Raw genomic sequence first — 17,827 nt, 5'->3', positions numbered from 1 at the left:
TATCTTTTAATTATTAACTATTTAGTTATCTCTTCTCCACATAATGATAGCATCCTCACCATTGTCTGAATAATATTTTTTTCTTATTCCTTCTTCTTTAAAGTTAAATTTTTTATAAAGATTTTGAGCTGCGATATTAGAAGTTCTAACTTCTAATGTTATTTCAGTACAGTTATTTTCTTTACACACCTCAAAAAGTTTTTCTAAAAGTCTAGAAGCTATACCTTGTTTTCGATAAGATGGATTAACAGCAATGTTAGTTATATCACCTTCTCCAGCAACTATCCACACACCTGCAAAACCTAATACATCTTTTGTGGATAAGTTTTCGGCAATAACATATTTTGCTAGTGGATTTTCTATTTCATAAGATATAGAATCTAAACTCCAAGGAACAGAAAAACATGATTTACTTAGTTCATAGACATCATTAATATGAGAGCTATCCATAAGTTTATAATCTATTTTCATTTTTCATAGCCAACCTTTGTTCTAATTCTCTTACTGCTTGAGGTTTCTTTAAGTAAAGTGGAGCAGAGTTTTTATCATCAAAGTTTCCATTTTTTAATTTAATCATTCCAAGTTCTCCAAGAGAAGAAGCTTTTATGATACTTAAATGATTTGGTGCAAATATAGCCTTAGGAATATTTGCTAGTAAGTAATCTTTATGCTTGTATACACCATCACCAGTAAATATAACTTTTTCTCCTAGTGAATTTAACTCTGTAGCTAGTTCCTCTAAAGAAAGAGCAGAATAATCTATAACTTTAGTAAGTTTACCATCAATATTTTTATAAATACAAGTGAATACACTATCTCTTAATGCATCCATTATCGGGCATATAAGACCATCAAAATTTAAAAGGGAGTAAGCTAAAGCATCTAAACTAGATATGCTAACATAAGGTTTATTACTTCCCATGCTTAAACCTTTTACAGTAGCCATACCTATTCTCAATCCTGTAAATGAACCCGGACCTTTTGATACTACAAATCCATCAACATCATTTATATCAACTTCACAATCTTTAAGAAGTTCTTCTACCTTTTCCATCAATATAACTGAATGTTCTCTTTTGAAATTAATAGTAAACTCACCTAGTATATGTTCATCTTTAAGAAGAGCAACAGTAGTTACTAAAGATGAAGAATCCATACTTAAAACTATCATAATTTTAACTCCTTTATGTAATCATATCTTTCACCATAAGGCTTCAAAGTAATACTTCTAAAATTTTCACCCTTATCTAAATTTTTCTCTATATGAATATGTAGATATTCATTAGGTAATATATCTTCTATGTAGTTAGCCCATTCAATAACAGAAACTCCATCTGAAAATATATAATCATCAAAACCTATAGCGTATATTTCATCGGGATCTGATACCCTATAAACGTCGAAGTGATAAAATTTTAATCTTCCAGAATCATACTCATTTACTATGGTAAATGTAGGGCTAGTAATGTGATCATCAATTCCCAAACCTTTTGCGATACCTTTAGTTATATGAGTTTTACCAGTACCTAAATCTCCAGTTAAGCATACTATATCACCAGATTTTAAAAGCTTACCTAACTCTAAACCAATAGCGGTAGTTTGCTCAACGCTATTAACAGAAAAAATCATAAAAAATCCTCCATTATATAGTTAATAGTAAGAGAACAATAAACTTAACTAAAATAAATTTTTAACTCTTAACTTTTAACTCTTAATTATTAACTATCTATTATTTTATCCAAAAAGATGACAAAAGAAAAGAATTATAAAAAAATAGTAGAAAAAACATTGATTTAATTAGAAACATAAGATATAATATGTATTGTACTTAGGGGTATCGTATATCGGTAGTACAGTAGTCTCCAAAACTATTAGGCTAGGTTCGATTCCTAGTACCCCTGCCAAAGAAACTAGTAAGATATTCTTGCTAGTTTTTTTTATGCTTTTAAAAAGTATTCTATTAATAATGAATATATTAGAAAGTTGTTGATAGAATGAGTGTTTGAATATATTTAGTATGACTGTTAATAATTTAAACGAAGTGTTTTAAGTTTATATATAAAGGCAAAGGAGAATTTATGGATAAGGCATTAGAGATATTAAAAAAATATTATGGATATAACTCCTTTAGAGGAAAACAAGGAGAAATTATTAGTGAAATACTTAATGGAAATGATGTATTAACAATAATGCCAACAGGTGGAGGAAAGTCTATATGCTATCAAGTTCCAGCTGTGATCTTAAATGGGATAACGCTAGTAATATCTCCTCTTATTTCATTAATGAAGGACCAAGTAGATAGTATAAATAATATAGGTATAGAATCGGCATATATAAATTCATCATTAAATAATGTAGAAATAAATGAGATATTAAGAAAAATTAGAAATGGAGATATAAAGATTTTATATGTAGCTCCAGAAAGATTAGAGTCTAATGAGTTTTTGACAATGATAACTCAAATGGAAATATCTCAAATTGCAATAGATGAGGCTCACTGTGTATCACAATGGGGACATGATTTTAGAGTAAGTTATAGAAGAATTAGTAAATTTATATCATTATTAACTAAAAGACCTATAGTAACAGCTTTTACAGCTACTGCAACAGAAGAGGTAAGAAGAGATATAGTAGATAGACTAGAGCTTAAAAATCCTAAGATTTTTATAGCAGGCTTTGATAGAGAAAATCTAAAAATAATAGTTGAAAAAGGTGTTATTAGAAAGAACTATTTACTAGACTATATAGAAAAGAACAAGGATGAATCAGGAATTATATATTGCGCTACTAGAAAAGAGGTAGATAATCTTCATAGTTTTTTACTTCAAAAAGGTATAGCTGTAGAGAAATATCATGCTGGATTAAGTGATGAAGAGAGAAAAGTAGCACAAGAAGATTTTATATATGATAAATCAAAGCTTATAATAGCTACTAACGCCTTTGGAATGGGTATAGATAAACCTAATATTAGATATGTAATACATTATAATATGCCTAAGAATATTGAAGGTTATTATCAAGAGATAGGTAGAGCTGGGAGAGATGGAGAAAATAGTGAGTGTATAATGTTATTTTCACCATCAGATGTTCAAACACAAAGATATATTATAGATGCTGGAACTAATGATCCGATAAGAAAAGAAAATGAACTTTCAAAACTACAAACTATGATTAATTTTGTATATAACCAAGAGTGTTATAGAAAGTTTATATTGAAATATTTTGGTGAAGAAGTAGAAGAAAATTGTAATAATTGTAGTAATTGCGAGTTGCAAGGTGAACTAGTTGATAAGACTGAAGATGCACAAAAGGTTATTTCTTGTGCATATAGAATGGGACAAAAATATGGCATAGGAATGATAGTAGATGTTCTTAGAGGATCTACTAATAAAAAGGTTATCGAATTTGGATTGGATAAATTATCTACATATAATATAATGAAGAACTATACTAAAGATAAATTAGCAGAATTTATAAATATACTAATATCCTATGGATATCTTAATTATAGGGGGGAATATCCTGTAGTTACGTTAAATAATAAGTCTATGGAAATAGTTAAAGGGCAAAGACAAGTTTTTATAAAACAAGTTAATGTTAAGCAAGCAGTAGCTAAAAATAATGAACTGTTTAATATATTAAGGGTTATAAGAATGGAAATAGCATCAGAAGAAAAAATACCTCCATATATTATATTTGGTGATAATACATTAAGGGAATTAAGCACAAGGATGCCGATAAACGAAGAGCAGTTTTTAGATATTAGTGGAGTAGGTAAAGCTAAGCTTGAAAAATACGGTGAAGTATTTATGGATGCTATTAAAAAATATATAGATGAAAAGCAAATTAAAGTAAGTTTTATCTTTAATACTGTTACTAGAGAAAGCAAGGAGATTAAAGTTAAAAGTGATGCAAAAGAAAAGTCATATGTAACTACAGTTAATATGTTGAGAGATAGTATGAGCTTTGAGGATGTAGCTAAGGAAAGAGGTATTACCATCCAAACTATATTTAGTCATATAGAACATTATATAGCTGACAATAATGACTTAGGATTCGATATAGATTTTAGTGAGTTTTTTACAGAAGAAGAAGAGAAAGTTGTTGATAAAGCTATATCTGAGGTTGGAGCAAATGCTTTAAAACCAATAAAGGAGATTGTTCCAGAAAGTATAACTTATAACGTTATAAAAGCTGTAATATTAAAGAGGTTTGTTATCAATAATAGTAATATATAACTTAGATAAAATGAGCTGATATATATCAGCTCATTTTTTTATAACCATATGAAACAATATGTTACGAATGAGAAACATATTTTAAATAGTAGGTATTTGTTTTATTACTACTGAAAACTATTACAATTTTGTAAAATTCGGTGTAGAATGTACCCATAGAAGAAATAAAATAAGAAAAGGTGTGATTATTTATGACATATACAGTAGAAATGAATGGGGCTCAAATGAAGTTCATAAGAGAGTTTTTTGATAATTATGAAGATGATAAAGTTAAATTAACTTTAAAAGATGATTCTAATAGAATTAAGGTAGTTTATACTGGAGAGTCAGATTTAGAGAGAGTAGAACTTGAAAATCATTTAAAAACATCATTTAAAACTAAATCAAAATATGCAAGTGCACTTTATTACACAATACACGTAAAGTAATTAATACCCTAATTTTGGACAAGTATATAGTAAGAAACATAGCAATAAATGAAGTAATAATAGAGTAGAGATAAAGGAGAGAATAAAAATGAAATTTCCAAAGGACTTTTTATTTGGAGCAGCATCAGCATCATATCAAGTTGAGGGAGCATGGAACGAAGACGGAAAAGGTCTTTCTAACTGGGACGTATTCTCTAAAATACCAGGGAAAACTTTCGAAGGAACAAATGGTGATGTAGCAGTAGATCACTATCATAGATATAAAGAAGATATAAAGCTTATGGCAGAAATGGGATTAGAGTCTTATAGATTCTCAATTTCTTGGCCAAGAATAATTCCAAACGGAGTTGGAGAAGTAAATCAAAAGGGATTAGAATTTTATAATAATGTAATTGATGAATGTTTAAAATATGGAATAGTTCCTTTTGTAACTTTATATCATTGGGATTTACCTCAAGTATTAGAAGAAAAAGGTGGATGGACAAATAAAGAAACAGTAGATGCATTCGTTAAATATGCTGAAGTATGTTTCAATGCTTTTGGAGATAGAGTTAAACATTGGATTACATTTAATGAAACAGTAGTATTCTGTGCTTTAGGATATTTAGCAGGGGCTCACCCACCAGCAATAGTTGGAGATGGTAAAAAATACTTCCAAGCTACGCATAATGTATTTACAGCTCATGCAAGATCAATTGAATTATATAAGAGCTTAAAGCAATATGGAGAGATCGGCATAACTCATGTATTCTCACCAGCGTTTAGTGTGGATGAAAATCCAGAGAATATAGAAGCTACTATGCATGCTAGAGAAGTAGATACGCATTGGTACTATGATCCAATATTAAAAGGTGAATATCCAGAATATGTTGTTAAACATATTGAAAAATTAGGATTTACTCCTGATTGGACAGAAGAAGAATTAGCAGTAATAAAAAGAGCTGCTGATAAGAATGACTTTATTGGATTAAACTATTACCAACCTCAAAGAGTTATGAAAAATGATGTATCAGAAGAAGTTGAAAGAACAAGAGAAAACTCAACTGGGGCGCCAGGAAACCCTTCATTTGATGGTGTTTATAAGACTGTTATGATGGATGATAAAAAGTATACTAAATGGGGATGGGAAATATCACCTGAAGGATTCTTAGCAGGATTAAGACTTCTTAAAGAAAGATACGGTGACGTTAAAATGTATATCACTGAAAATGGATTAGGTGATGAAGATCCAATAATTGAAGATGAAATAGTAGATATTCCAAGAATTAAATATATTGAAGAACATTTAAGTGCTGTTAAAATGGCTATACAAGAAGGAATCAATATGAAGGGATATTATGCTTGGTCTGTTATAGATTTATTAAGTTGGTTAAATGGATATAAGAAGCAATATGGATTTATATATGTAGACCATAAAAATAATCTTGAAAGAAAGAAAAAGGCATCATTCCACTGGTACAAGAATGTAATTGAGACTAGAGGAGAAGAACTATAAAATACACTAAAGAAATGACAAGTACTAGGAAGTTATTCCTAATTACTTGTCATTTTTCTTTAAAAATTATAAGATAAATATACAAAATAACTATTGGGTAATATATAAATAGGTTGTTTTATAATTTATATTTTATTACAATGTAGTACAAAAAGAAGCTAAAGCAAAAAGGGGAAGTAGAAGTATGTTTAGTCACGACAAAATTCAAAGTTTAAACGAATTAGAATTATCTTTATATAGCTATATAATAAAAAATAGTGAAAAAGTTATATATATGAGAATTAGAGAATTAGCAAACGAAGCTCATGTTTCTACTACTACAATTTTGAGGTTTTGTAAAAAGTTAAACTGTGATGGATTTTCTGAATTTAAAGTAAAATTAAAATTATACATAGAAAATGGAAATAGTAATCAATTGACTGATAATACTGCAATGTTGATTGATTTCTTAAGAAAGTCAGAAACAGAGGATTTTAAAAACAAAATTAAACAAATATGTGAGGTTATAAGCACAGTAGATAATGTCGTATTTGTTGGAATAGGTTTTTCAGGAGTACTTGGTAAATATGCAGCAAGATATATTTCAGCTGTAGGCAAATTCGCAATGTATTTAGATGATCCTTTTTATCCAACATCCTGCAAACATTATGAGAATAGTGTAGCAATAGTATTTTCAGTATCAGGTGAAACTCCAACAGTTATAGATCATGTTAATAGATTAAAGAAGGAAAAAAGTAAAATTATAAGTATAACTAATAATGAAAATTGTACTTTAGCAAAAATATCTGATATTAATATAAGTTATTATGTTCAACAAGATAAAGCTCAAGGACATGATATAACAACTCAAGTCCCTGTTTTATATATAATTGAAACAATAGGAAAAAAATTATATAACTATTATTTACAATACCCAACAAAATAAATAAGGATTTTTTTGAAAATATACAAAACAATGTGTATTTTCTTTTTTTTATATACAATTCTCTAAATGTATATACAATTTGTGGAAACGTCTAAAATGAAAGGGTTTACACAGGTGTCTATAAAGATGTCAAAAAACAAAGTGTTATATAAAAGTGACACGTTTTAAACATTAAGCACTTGTTTTTTATGATGTGAAAATGATTACAAATTATAAAAATATGTAGTATACTTTAGTCACAGGGAAGGAAAAGAGGTGAAACGATAGTGATTCATTCAGAATTAGATAAATTTAAAGATGGATTTCTATGGGGAAGTGCCTCGGCAGCATATCAAGTTGAAGGTGCCTTTGACAAAGATGGAAAAGGTTTAAGTATATGGGATACATTTAGTAAATTAGATGGAACAACATATAAATCAACAAATGGTGATATTGCAGTTGATCATTACAACAAATATAAAGAAGATATTGCTTTAATGAAAGAAATGGGATTAAAGGCATATAGATTCTCGATATCATGGAGTCGTATCTTTCCAGAAGGAAGAGGACAAGTTAATGAAGATGGTTTAAGGTTTTATGATAACTTAATAGATGAGTTAATAAAAAATGATATTAAACCAATAATTACAATATATCATTGGGATTTGCCACAAAAACTTCAAGACTTATATGGTGGTTGGGAATCAAGAGAGATTATTGATGACTTCAATAATTACTGTATAACCCTTTATAAGAGATATGGAGATAGGGTAAAGTATTGGGTAACATTAAATGAACAAAATGTATTCATATTATTAGGATATAAATTAGCGCTTCATCCACCAATGGTAAAGGATGATAAGAGGATGCTAAATGCAAATCATATTGCAAGTTTAGCAAATGCAAAAGCTATTGAATCATTTAGAAAGTATGTACCTAATGGAATGATTGGTCCAAGCTTTGCTTTCACACCAAATTATGCATACACTTGTAAGACAGAAGATGTTCTAGCAAGAGAAAATGCAGAAGATATGAATTGTCACTGGTGGTTAGATATATATTGTTGGGGAACATATCCAACATTTACTCTAAACAGGTATGAGAGACAAGGTGTGGCACCAGAAATTGAAGATGGTGATATTGAACTTTTAGAAAGAGGAAAACCTGATTTTATAGGAATCAACTATTATAGAAGTGAAACTGTCGAAGCAAATGAAATTGATGGAATAAGTGATTTTGAGGAAATAAATGCTTCTGGTAAGAAGGGAACAGCAAAAAATTATGGAGTTCCAGGAGTTTTCAAAACAATAAAAAATCCACATTTAGATTCAACAAATTGGGATTGGGAGATAGATCCTACAGGATTAAGAATAGGAATTAGAAGAATAAATAGTAGATATAGACTTCCTATACTAATCACTGAAAATGGTTTGGGAGAGTTTGATAGATTAGAAGATGGACAGGTTAATGATGATTATAGGATAAATTATATAAGAAATCATATAAAGGCTTGTCAGGAAGCAATCACAGATGGAGCTGAACTATTAGGATACTGCACTTGGTCTTTTACAGATTTACTAAGTTGGTTAAATGGTTATCAAAAACGTTATGGCTTTGTATATGTAGATAGAGATGAGTCGAATGTAAAGGATTTAAGACGTTTTAAAAAGAAAAGTTTCTATTGGTATAAAAAAGTAATAGAAACAAATGGTGAAGTTTTATAAGTTTATAATTAAAAATTAATATACGAAAATAAAAATATAAATATTTAAGTTTTAGGAGGAATTATCATGAAAAATATTTTATTAGTATGTGCAGCGGGAATGTCAACAAGTCTTCTAGTAAACAAAATGAAAGCAGCAGCAAAGGATAGAGGATTAGAGATAGAAATAAACGCTTTACCAGTATCTGAATGTTCATCAGTAATAGATAAGGTAGATATCGTATTATTAGGGCCACAAGTTAGATTCCAAAAGCCACAAGTAGATGCTTTAGTAAATGGAAGAATTCCAGTAGAAGTAATTGATATGAGATTATATGGAACAATGAACGGAAAAGCTATATTAGAACAAGTTATAGAAAAAATTGGAGAATAATAAATAATATTTATTATAATTAAAGACTAAGGGGGAAGAAAAATGAATTTTATGGACAAATTCAATGGCCTTATTGAAAGAGCTCTAGTTCCACTAGCAGCAAAACTTAACGCACAAAGACATATATGTGCAGTAAGAGACGCATTTATACTAACATTCCCATTAACAATGGCTGGTTCGTTAATGGTATTATTAAACTTTGTTTTATTATCACCAGATGGATTTATAGCTAATCTTTTAGGATTAGGTAAATTAATACCAAATTTAGCAGATTATCAAGCAATATTCGCACCTGTTTTAAAAGGGTCTTTAGATATATTAGCAGTTATGGTAGTATTCTTAATTGCTAGAAATATTGCTAAGGCACTTGGTGGAGATGATTTATTAACTGGATTAACAGCACTTTCAGTATTCTTTATCATCTATCCATCAGCTGTAGATGGTGGGCTACCAACTCAATATATGGGACCACAAGGGTTATTCGTTGCAATTATAGTAGGTTTATTAGTAGGGGAAATTTTAACGAAGCTTTCTAAATCACCAAAGTTAGAAATTAAAATGCCAGAGCAAGTGCCTCCAGCAGTTGCAAGAACATTTAAAATATTACTTCCAATTATCATAGTTACAATTGGATTCTCAGTAGTTAATTTCTTTATATTAAAAGTTACTGATGGTGGTGGAATTCACACATTAGTATATAACGTATTACAAGCACCATTAACTAAGTTAGGTGACAGTATATTCTCAGTTATCGCATTTGGACTTATATCTAACTTATTATGGGTTATGGGTATTCACGGACCAAATACAGTACAAGCTGTAAGAGACGTAGTATTTGCAGAAGCAAATGCAGCAAACTTAAAGTTCGTTTCTGAAATGGGAACAGCTTGGGGAGCACCTTACCCAAACACTTGGGCAGTATATGATGCATTTGGTAACTACGGTGGATCAGGAATGACTTTAGGATTAATCATTGCAATCTTTATCTTCAGTAGACAAAGAGATCAAAAAGATATCGCTAAGTTATCTTTAGCACCAGGGTTATTCAATATAAATGAATCAGTAATATTTGGTTTACCAATCGTATTAAACCCAATGTTCTTAGTACCTTTCTTATTAGTACCAACAGTAAATGTACTTATAGGTTACTTTGCAATTAGTATGGAGTGGATACCACCGGTAGCTTACTCAGTGCCTTGGACAACTCCAGGACCACTAATACCTTTCTTAGGAACAGGCGGAAACTTTATGGCTCTAGTATTTGGATTTATCTGTCTAGCAGTCAGCGTATTAATCTATGCACCATTCGTAATAGCTTCTAACAAAGCGGCGGCTAAAATGAATGAAACAAATGAGTATACAGAAATAGCTTAATGTAGAAAAATATAGAACAATAACGAAAAATGTAGTATACTAATTCTAGTTGCATTATGCAACTAGAATTAGTTTACATTAAAGGAGAAGAATTATGAACGAATTAGAATTAGTAGCATTTGAAATCATAAGTAATGTAGGTATGGGTAAATCTTTAGCTATGGAAGCTATAAGAGAAGGTAGACAAGGTAATTATGAATTAGCTGAACAAAAATTAGAAGAAGCTAAACAATTCTTATTACAAGGACACCATGCACACGCTGGATTAATTCAAAAAGAAGCTGCAGGAGAAAAGTTAGAATTCTCTTTAATAATAATGCATGCTGAAGACCAATTAATAAGTGCAGAAACTATAAAAGATTTAGCGTTTGAAATGATCGAAATGCATAAGAGCTTAAATAGAGCTTAATTTAAAAACGTATTATAAGATACCATAGTATAAAAGGTGTAAACGCTTTATAAGTGTAAGTAAAAAACATCTTTTATACTATGTAAGTATCTTTTGTTATAAATAATATAATTTAAATAATTATTTATAAGTTGACAAAAATAAATACTTTTGATAAAATTATTTTTGCTGAAGGGGTATGGCTCAACGGTAGAGTAGTGGTCTCCAAAACCATTGGTTGTGGGTTCAAATCCTACTGCCCCTGCCAAAGACTTAGTTTATCTAAGTCTTTTTTTTATTTTTTTGATTTGTATGTTAATAAAAAATATAGTATTATAAATAAAAGCAAAAGGTATGATATTATTGTTTATAAAGTGTAAAAATAGAATTGATTTATACTTTAATTTTTAAGCTCATACAAAAGAGAATTAATAGGAGTATTATTTATGATAATAGAAAAGGTATTAAATAATAACGTTGTTGTCTCGATAGATCCTAAAACAAAAAAAGAAATTATTCTTTTAGGAAGTGGAATTGCTTTTAATAGAAAAATAGGTCAAGAAGTAGATGAAAGTAAAATTGAAAAAACATTTATTTTAGATGATAAGACACTAGGAAATAAATTTAAAAAGTTAATAAACCAGATACCAGATGGGGTTTTTCAATTATCTCATGAAATAATATCTCATGCTAGCAAAGAACTAAATGTGAAATTTGATAAGCAAATATATATATCTTTATCAGATCATATAGCTTTTGCAATAAAGAGATATAAAAAGAATATGATGATAAAAAATGAGTTATTAAGTGAAATTAGAAGAGTTCATAAAAATGAGTATAAAGTAGCCTTGTGGGCATTAAATTTTTTAAATAAAAAATTAAAAATTGAACTACCTGAAGATGAAGCTGGATTTATAGCATTACATTTTATTAATGCAAGTTTAAATCAAACTACAACAAGTTCTATAGAATCTACTAAAATAGTTAAGGATATATTAAATATTATAAGATATTATTTTGCTTTAGAATTTAATGAAGATGACTTAAATTATGATAGATTACTTACTCATTTAAAATATTTTTCTAAGAGAATAATAACAAATAATCAGGATAACAATTCAGAAGATGAATTTATGAATATGGTAATTAAAAGCTATCCAGAAGCTTATAATTGTACATTGAAGATAAAAGAATATATAGTAAATAATTATAAATATGAAGTAAATAGTAATGAAATAGTATATCTAACACTACATATTCAAAGAATTATTTCTGTGGCTAAAGAGAATTATTAAAAAGAGACGGTTTCCCGTCTCTTTTTTAGCATTTGATATCTTTAACTACCCATTGAGAGTATGGAGTGTCATAATTAGAAGCTTTATTTTCTTGAATATACTCATAAAATGATTCAAGAAAGTCTAACCTATAACCATCATTAGTTAATACAACTCCACCAATATTATATTGATAAGAAAGAATTTGATCTAGTGTTAAGTTATTTTGATTATTCATTATTTGATAAAGCACCATAAATGTAGTGGTTCTACCTTCACCAGCATGACAATGAAAATGTAGGTGAAGATCATCAGGTTTATTTTTTATAAAGTTTACAAAGTCATCTACAGTTTCAGGTGTAGGAACTCCACCATCCCTAACCGCATAACGCTTATATTGCATTCCACAATCTATTACAGCATTTTCTTCAGTACACACAGATTCTGCTTCTACACATTTGTATAATTTACCGTTTTTATGAAATATATTGACTTGTGAATTTATTTTTATTTTATTAAGTTCTGAAATTTCTTTTTCTGTAGTTTCTACTGAATCAAAACCATTATTAACTAGTTTATAGAAGTTGTGGTAGCTTATAGCTAAGTCATTTAATAGTCCATGAGACTCTTGTCTTAAGTCTACAATACATATATTAGGTTTATTTATAGCCTTTTTCAATGGTTCTACTTGATCCTTTGTAAATTGTGCACTTCCTGAAATATTAAGAAGTGTAGCATCTCTAAACTTATTAGGCAAAGGTGTTTTTAAATCACTATCTAATATAATAACATCTTTATTTTTCTTAAAGATATAAGAATTATTATCTGATTTAGGAAAAGCACCTATTAAGGTTGAAGATGATATAAGGATTGCGGATAGTATGGATAATTTCTTTAAAAATTTACTATTCATATATATACCTCCATTTATAGAATTTATAATATTTTTTGTTATTTAAACTTTTATTATTCAAGTCAGATAATTTATTGAAACGTGAAATATGTTTAAAAAATGAAAAAGTGGACAGTATTTAAGAAAAAGGTTAGGTGTTTTTTATGGATTTTATGTATATTCAATTAGTAATTTTTTTAACTATAATATTGAGTGCTGTCCTAGGTGGTAAGAAAGGTGCATTTATATCCTTTTTAGTATGGGCAGTTGAAACCTATATAGTATTTAGAGTAGATAGTTTTAGTTATTTACAGCTTATAACATTAGGTTTAGCATTCCAAATAGCTATAATAATAGCTGTAATAAGAGATTTACTTACTAAACAATTTAAAAAGAAAGCAAATAATTAGCATTAACTTTCCATGATTTTCTTGTAATATAAAAGTATCCTTCGGGCAAGATAATAGTGTAGACAGGGAAGACAATAAAATATAAAAAATATTTTATCAGTTACTGTTTATAATACCTAAAGCCAAGGGAGGAATCAGAAATGTCAAAAGCATTAGTTCCAGAAGCAAAAAATGGGTTAAGCGCATTTAAGAACGAAGTAGCAAACGAGTTAGGAGTACCATTTACAGATTACAATGGTAACTTAACATCTAGACAATGTGGTTCCGTTGGTGGTGAAATGGTTAAAAGAATGGTAGAACAATATGAAAGTGGATTAAAGTAAATCACCACTAAGGAAACACACTAAAAAGATGGTCAATATCTTGAGAGGGTGATATCTTATGGAAAGTTTACCGCCAGAAAAGTATTGAAAATCTATTATTCGCTAAAGGGAAAGAGATGCATAGTTTGCATCTCTTTTTCTTTTACGTAAAATATGGTAAAATTAGAACAAAAGTTCGTTTTGGGGTGAGAAGATGAGAAAGATAAAGATTTTACATTGTGCAGATATACATTTTGATACTCCTTTTAAGGAGTTAACTAAAGAAGTGGCAAACAATAGTAGAGAAGAATTATTAGAAGTATTTAAAAAAATAATAGATTTAGCTATAAAAGAAAATGTACAAGTAGTTTTTATTGCAGGAGATGTTTTTGATAATTTTACTGTAAATAAATCAACATTAATATTTATTATTTCACAATTAAATAGAATAAAAAATAAATATATATTTATATCGCCAGGCAACCATGATCCTTTTTATGAAAAGTCTTTTTATAATATTATTTCTTGGCCAAATCATGTTCATATATTCAAAGGGAAGATGTATAAGAAGGAAATAAACGAATTAGGATTAGTTGTATATGGAGCAGGATTTGTAAAAAAATATGAGAGAGAAACATTGCTAAAGATTGAATCAGTAGATTGTTCAAAAATAAATATGATGATTTTACATGGAGATATATCATCTAAAGATTCTAAAAATGATTATAATCCAATTAACATAAAGGATATAAGTTCATCTAATATGGACTATATAGCATTAGGACATATTCATAAATTTTCTGGAATTTTAAAAGAGGGAAATTCTTCATATGCATATAGTGGATGTCCTCAAGGTAGAGGATTTGATGAGGATGGTAAAAAAGGTGTTATTTTAGGTGAAGTATATAAAGGAGGAGTAAATTTAAAGTTTGTTCCTATTAATAAAAGAGAATATGTAGTAAGAGATATTGATATATCAAATTGTAATACATATGAGGATATTAGGGAAAAACTTATTAACTTATTTGATAAAAAAGATAGGTTAAATAATTTATATAAGATTACACTTACCGGTAGAATAAAGAGCCATTTGAATTTAAATATTAAAGTTCTAATGGAAAAAGTTAAGAATGATTATTACTTTATAAAACTTTTAAATAATACTACAGTAGTGATAGATTTAGAAGAAATATCTAATGATTACTCTGTAAGAGGTCAATTTGTAAAACTAATGTTAGAAAAGCTTAAGGAAGCAGATAATGATGAACAAGAAATAATAAATAAAGCATTAAATATAGGACTTCAATGTCTTTCCGAAGAAGAGGTGAAAATAGATGATAATTAGAAAAGTTAATATAATAGCCTTTGGAGGATTGAAGAATAAGATAATAGAATTTGAGGACGGTATTAATGTAGTATATGGAGAAAATGAGGCTGGAAAGAGTACAATACAAGCATTTATAAAGATATGGTTATATGGATTTAATAATAGTAGAGGCAAGGATTTAAAGATAAATGAAAGATTAAGATATATGCCTTCTTCTGATGAAAAGATTAAAGGAGAACTTTTTGTTGAATTTGAAGATAAAACTTACATTATAAAAAGAACTTTTGGAAAGACAAAAAAGGAAGATACATCAGCAATAATAAATTCTCTAACTGGAGACGAAGTTAATGAAATAAGTTCAGAGGAGCCAGGAAAATATTTCTTAAATATTAATAGGTCTACATTTACTAAAACCCTGTTTATAGGTCAATTAGGAAGCGAAATAAATAAGGATAAAGATGAAGAAATTATAGACAAGATATTAAATTCTGTAGGGGTTTCTGAAGGAGATGTGACTATAGATAGAGCTTTTATTAAGTTAGAAAATTACAAGAAACAATTGAGTAATGTAAGAAAAACTGGATGTTTAGATAAGCTAAAAGAAAAACAAAGCTTATTATTATCTGAAAGATATGAGAGATATAATTTATCAGAAAAAAATTTAGAAAATGAAGAGAGTTTATTAAGATTAAGAGAAGAAAGAGAAGAAATAAATAGCGATATTGAAAATTTAGATAGCTATAAAAAATATCTAAAAAAAATTAAATTAAAAAGAGAATATGAAGAAATTATAAGCTATTTAAGAAAAAAAGAGCATCTTGAAAAAGAGGAAGAAAGTATTAGAAATTTATTAACTTATAATAATAAAGAAATAGAATTATCTACTATTGATTCATTAAAAGAAGATTATTCTATGTATTTAAAAGTATTAGAGTTAAAAGGAAAAGAAAAATTGAAATTAGATTCTAAGTTAGGAGAATTAAAAAGATTAGAAGAGCCATTTGAAAAATATAGATATATAGAAGAACTAGGTGAAGGTATTTCTAAAGAATTACTACAACTAAAGATTGAACAGGATTCTTTGAAGGAAAAAATAGATATTAATAAAAATATAGATGAAGAAATATATTTACTTAAAAATAAAGAAAAATCAGCTAAAGAATATATAGGTAATGCCTATAAGATAAAAGATATTAAAGAAGAAGTATCAAAGCAGCTTGAAACATATGAAGAAAAATTAAAGAGCTTAAAGTTTTGTATGGAAAATAGAAAAAATAATAAATTAAATAATAAATATATAAAAAGAGCCTTAAGTTTATTAACTGGTATATTAATTATTTTAGCATTAATATCTGATAGTTTTCCTATTAAGCTTTCTTTGTTTATAATAGCTACTATATGTATGGTATTTTTAGTTTTTAGTAATAAATTAGTTCTATTAAAAGAAAAATCTTATATTAATTCTTTAAAGAAGGATGTAGAAAAAATAGAATTCAAATTAGAGGAATATAACAAACAGGTAGGAGTTGTAGATTTTGGACAACTAATAAGATGTTTAAAGCTATATGATGAATATCTGATTATTAAGGATAATGTAGAAAGAAAAATTAAAGAGAAATATGATCAAAAAGAGTTATTAAAACTAGAAGAGGCAAATAATAAATTTAATTTAAATAAAGAAAAAATAGATAATTATTTAAGAATATCTAAAATAGATAATATTGATAATTTAATAGAGGATATTAATAGATTTGAAGAACTGAGTAAGAGTTGTAATGCTCTAAGGTATGAAATAAAAAGTATCAAAGAAGCAATGGATGAGTTCAATAATCAAATAGAATTAAAAAAGAATGAAATTACGGAAAAGATAATAGAAGTAGGGTTAGAAGATGCCAGTATTTTAGAATTAGAAGAAAAATTAAAGGAGTTAAAGGAGAAAATAAAGCAAAAGGAAGAGATTGCAAAAAGATTATTCTCTATAGATGAAGCTTATTCAGCATTAATAAAAGATAAAAATATTGAAGAAATTAAAGAAGAAGCAAAAGAAATACTTAGTATAGATTTTGAGATGAATTATACAAAAGAAGAAGAAGTTGACGAAGCTATAAAAAACAAATCAAATAGATTGATTCAAGTTGAAAAAGAAGCAAGAGATTTAGAAAATGAAATAGATAATCTATTAAAAAATAAGCGTAGTATACCAGAAATAGAGGATGAAATACTTCTTATTGAATCAGATATAAATGAAGAAGAAAAGAACTTAAAAGCAGCAGAGTTAGCTAAAGAAATATTAAATAAATCTTATAATGAATTAAGAGATGATTTTGGACCTGTATTAAATAAAAAGGTAATGTCATTATTTAAGGAATTTACTGATAATAAGTATAGTAATGTATTAGTTTCAGATAATTATGAAATGAAAGTTATATTTGAAAATGAAATTCTATCATCTAAACTTTTAAGTAATGGAGCTAATGATCAATTATATTTAGCTTTAAGAATTGCATTCATAGAAATGATATTCGGTAATAAAAATGTAACATTGTATTTAGATGATGCATTTACTCAATATGATGATAACAGAATAAAAAATATATTAAATTACTTAGCAAATGAAAATTTTATTCAGATATTAATTTTTACTTGTCAAAATAGAGAGTAAATGCATCATCTAAGTGCGGAAGAGCACACGGCTGAAC

17 protein-coding genes and 2 tRNA genes are annotated in these 17,827 nt (G+C 27.8%); 15 read left to right on the top strand and 4 right to left on the bottom strand.

Features of this window, described 5'->3' with window-relative positions; genetic code table 11:
* Nucleotides 1-21 precede the first annotated feature (21 nt).
* The 3 genes from rimI to tsaE are packed head-to-tail and all read right to left on the bottom strand — an operon-like array spanning nt 22 to nt 1,629.
* Nucleotides 22-471, bottom strand: a complete 450-nt coding sequence (rimI, locus tag H8S20_RS14810; RefSeq protein ID WP_186860581.1) for a ribosomal protein S18-alanine N-acetyltransferase — start codon at nt 469-471, stop codon at nt 22-24.
* Nucleotides 455-1,171 (bottom strand): tRNA (adenosine(37)-N6)-threonylcarbamoyltransferase complex dimerization subunit type 1 TsaB, encoded by a 717-nt coding sequence (tsaB, locus tag H8S20_RS14805; RefSeq protein ID WP_186860580.1) that lies wholly within the window; start codon nt 1,169-1,171, stop codon nt 455-457. Before tsaB ends, rimI begins: the two co-directional genes overlap by 17 nt.
* Nucleotides 1,168-1,629, bottom strand: a complete 462-nt coding sequence (tsaE, locus tag H8S20_RS14800; RefSeq protein ID WP_032117279.1) for a tRNA (adenosine(37)-N6)-threonylcarbamoyltransferase complex ATPase subunit type 1 TsaE — start codon at nt 1,627-1,629, stop codon at nt 1,168-1,170. The genes tsaB and tsaE overlap by 4 nt, the downstream gene beginning before the upstream one ends.
* 201 nt (nt 1,630-1,830) lie before the next feature.
* On the opposite strand from tsaE, the gene H8S20_RS14795 reads away from it, so the two are divergent.
* From H8S20_RS14795 to licT, 11 genes are all read left to right on the top strand, one after another.
* A tRNA-Trp gene (locus tag H8S20_RS14795) sits at nt 1,831-1,904 on the top strand.
* Between the two features lie 174 nt (nt 1,905-2,078).
* Complete coding sequence (recQ, locus tag H8S20_RS14790) at nt 2,079-4,238, top strand: DNA helicase RecQ (protein WP_186860579.1); 2,160 nt, start codon at nt 2,079-2,081, stop codon at nt 4,236-4,238.
* A 191-nt stretch (nt 4,239-4,429) separates the two neighbouring features.
* Nucleotides 4,430-4,666: a hypothetical protein gene (locus H8S20_RS14785; protein WP_186860578.1), complete on the top strand. Its 237-nt coding sequence runs from the start codon at nt 4,430-4,432 to the stop codon at nt 4,664-4,666.
* 88 nt (nt 4,667-4,754) lie between these two features.
* Nucleotides 4,755-6,161 (top strand): GH1 family beta-glucosidase, encoded by a 1,407-nt coding sequence (locus tag H8S20_RS14780; RefSeq protein WP_032117282.1) that lies wholly within the window; start codon nt 4,755-4,757, stop codon nt 6,159-6,161.
* A 184-nt stretch (nt 6,162-6,345) separates the two neighbouring features.
* Nucleotides 6,346-7,086, top strand: a complete 741-nt coding sequence (locus tag H8S20_RS14775; protein WP_186860577.1) for a MurR/RpiR family transcriptional regulator — start codon at nt 6,346-6,348, stop codon at nt 7,084-7,086.
* Between the two features lie 266 nt (nt 7,087-7,352).
* Complete coding sequence (locus tag H8S20_RS14770; protein ID WP_186860576.1) at nt 7,353-8,789, top strand: glycoside hydrolase family 1 protein; 1,437 nt, start codon at nt 7,353-7,355, stop codon at nt 8,787-8,789.
* Nucleotides 8,790-8,855: 66 nt separating this feature from the next.
* Nucleotides 8,856-9,161, top strand: coding sequence for a PTS sugar transporter subunit IIB (locus H8S20_RS14765; RefSeq protein ID WP_186860575.1), 306 nt, complete (start codon nt 8,856-8,858; stop codon nt 9,159-9,161).
* Between the two features lie 42 nt (nt 9,162-9,203).
* Entirely contained in the window at nt 9,204-10,535 is a 1,332-nt protein-coding gene (locus H8S20_RS14760) for a PTS sugar transporter subunit IIC (RefSeq protein ID WP_186860574.1), read from the top strand.
* A gap of 94 nt (nt 10,536-10,629) precedes the next feature.
* A complete protein-coding gene (locus H8S20_RS14755; RefSeq protein WP_032117287.1) occupies nt 10,630-10,944 on the top strand; it encodes a PTS sugar transporter subunit IIA in 315 nt (104 codons plus the stop codon).
* Between the two features lie 172 nt (nt 10,945-11,116).
* A tRNA-Trp gene (locus H8S20_RS14750) sits at nt 11,117-11,191 on the top strand.
* Nucleotides 11,192-11,369: 178 nt separating this feature from the next.
* Nucleotides 11,370-12,218 (top strand): BglG family transcription antiterminator LicT, encoded by an 849-nt coding sequence (gene licT / locus H8S20_RS14745; RefSeq protein ID WP_032117288.1) that lies wholly within the window; start codon nt 11,370-11,372, stop codon nt 12,216-12,218.
* Between the two features lie 25 nt (nt 12,219-12,243).
* Here the strand turns inward: licT and H8S20_RS14740 are convergent, their stop codons facing one another.
* Nucleotides 12,244-13,110 carry a phosphatase domain-containing putative toxin gene (locus H8S20_RS14740; protein WP_051986747.1) on the bottom strand — a complete coding sequence of 289 codons (867 nt, stop codon included), beginning with the start codon at nt 13,108-13,110 and terminating at the stop codon, nt 12,244-12,246.
* Between the two features lie 143 nt (nt 13,111-13,253).
* On the opposite strand from H8S20_RS14740, the gene H8S20_RS14735 reads away from it, so the two are divergent.
* From H8S20_RS14735 to H8S20_RS14720, 4 genes are all read left to right on the top strand, one after another.
* Entirely contained in the window at nt 13,254-13,499 is a 246-nt protein-coding gene (locus H8S20_RS14735; RefSeq protein WP_032117289.1) for a hypothetical protein, read from the top strand.
* 140 nt (nt 13,500-13,639) lie between these two features.
* Nucleotides 13,640-13,822, top strand: a complete 183-nt coding sequence (locus tag H8S20_RS14730) for an alpha/beta-type small acid-soluble spore protein (RefSeq protein ID WP_032117290.1) — start codon at nt 13,640-13,642, stop codon at nt 13,820-13,822.
* Nucleotides 13,823-14,015: 193 nt separating this feature from the next.
* Entirely contained in the window at nt 14,016-15,146 is a 1,131-nt protein-coding gene (locus H8S20_RS14725) for a metallophosphoesterase family protein (protein WP_186860573.1), read from the top strand.
* Nucleotides 15,136-17,790 (top strand): AAA family ATPase, encoded by a 2,655-nt coding sequence (locus H8S20_RS14720; protein WP_186860572.1) that lies wholly within the window; start codon nt 15,136-15,138, stop codon nt 17,788-17,790. Before H8S20_RS14725 ends, H8S20_RS14720 begins: the two co-directional genes overlap by 11 nt.
* Nucleotides 17,791-17,827: the final 37 nt, after the last annotated feature.

This window comes from Clostridium hominis (genome assembly GCF_014287825.1).
GTDB classification, from domain to species: domain Bacteria; phylum Bacillota; class Clostridia; order Clostridiales; family Clostridiaceae; genus Clostridium; species Clostridium hominis.
This window is presented reverse-complemented; position numbering and strand designations above follow the sequence as displayed.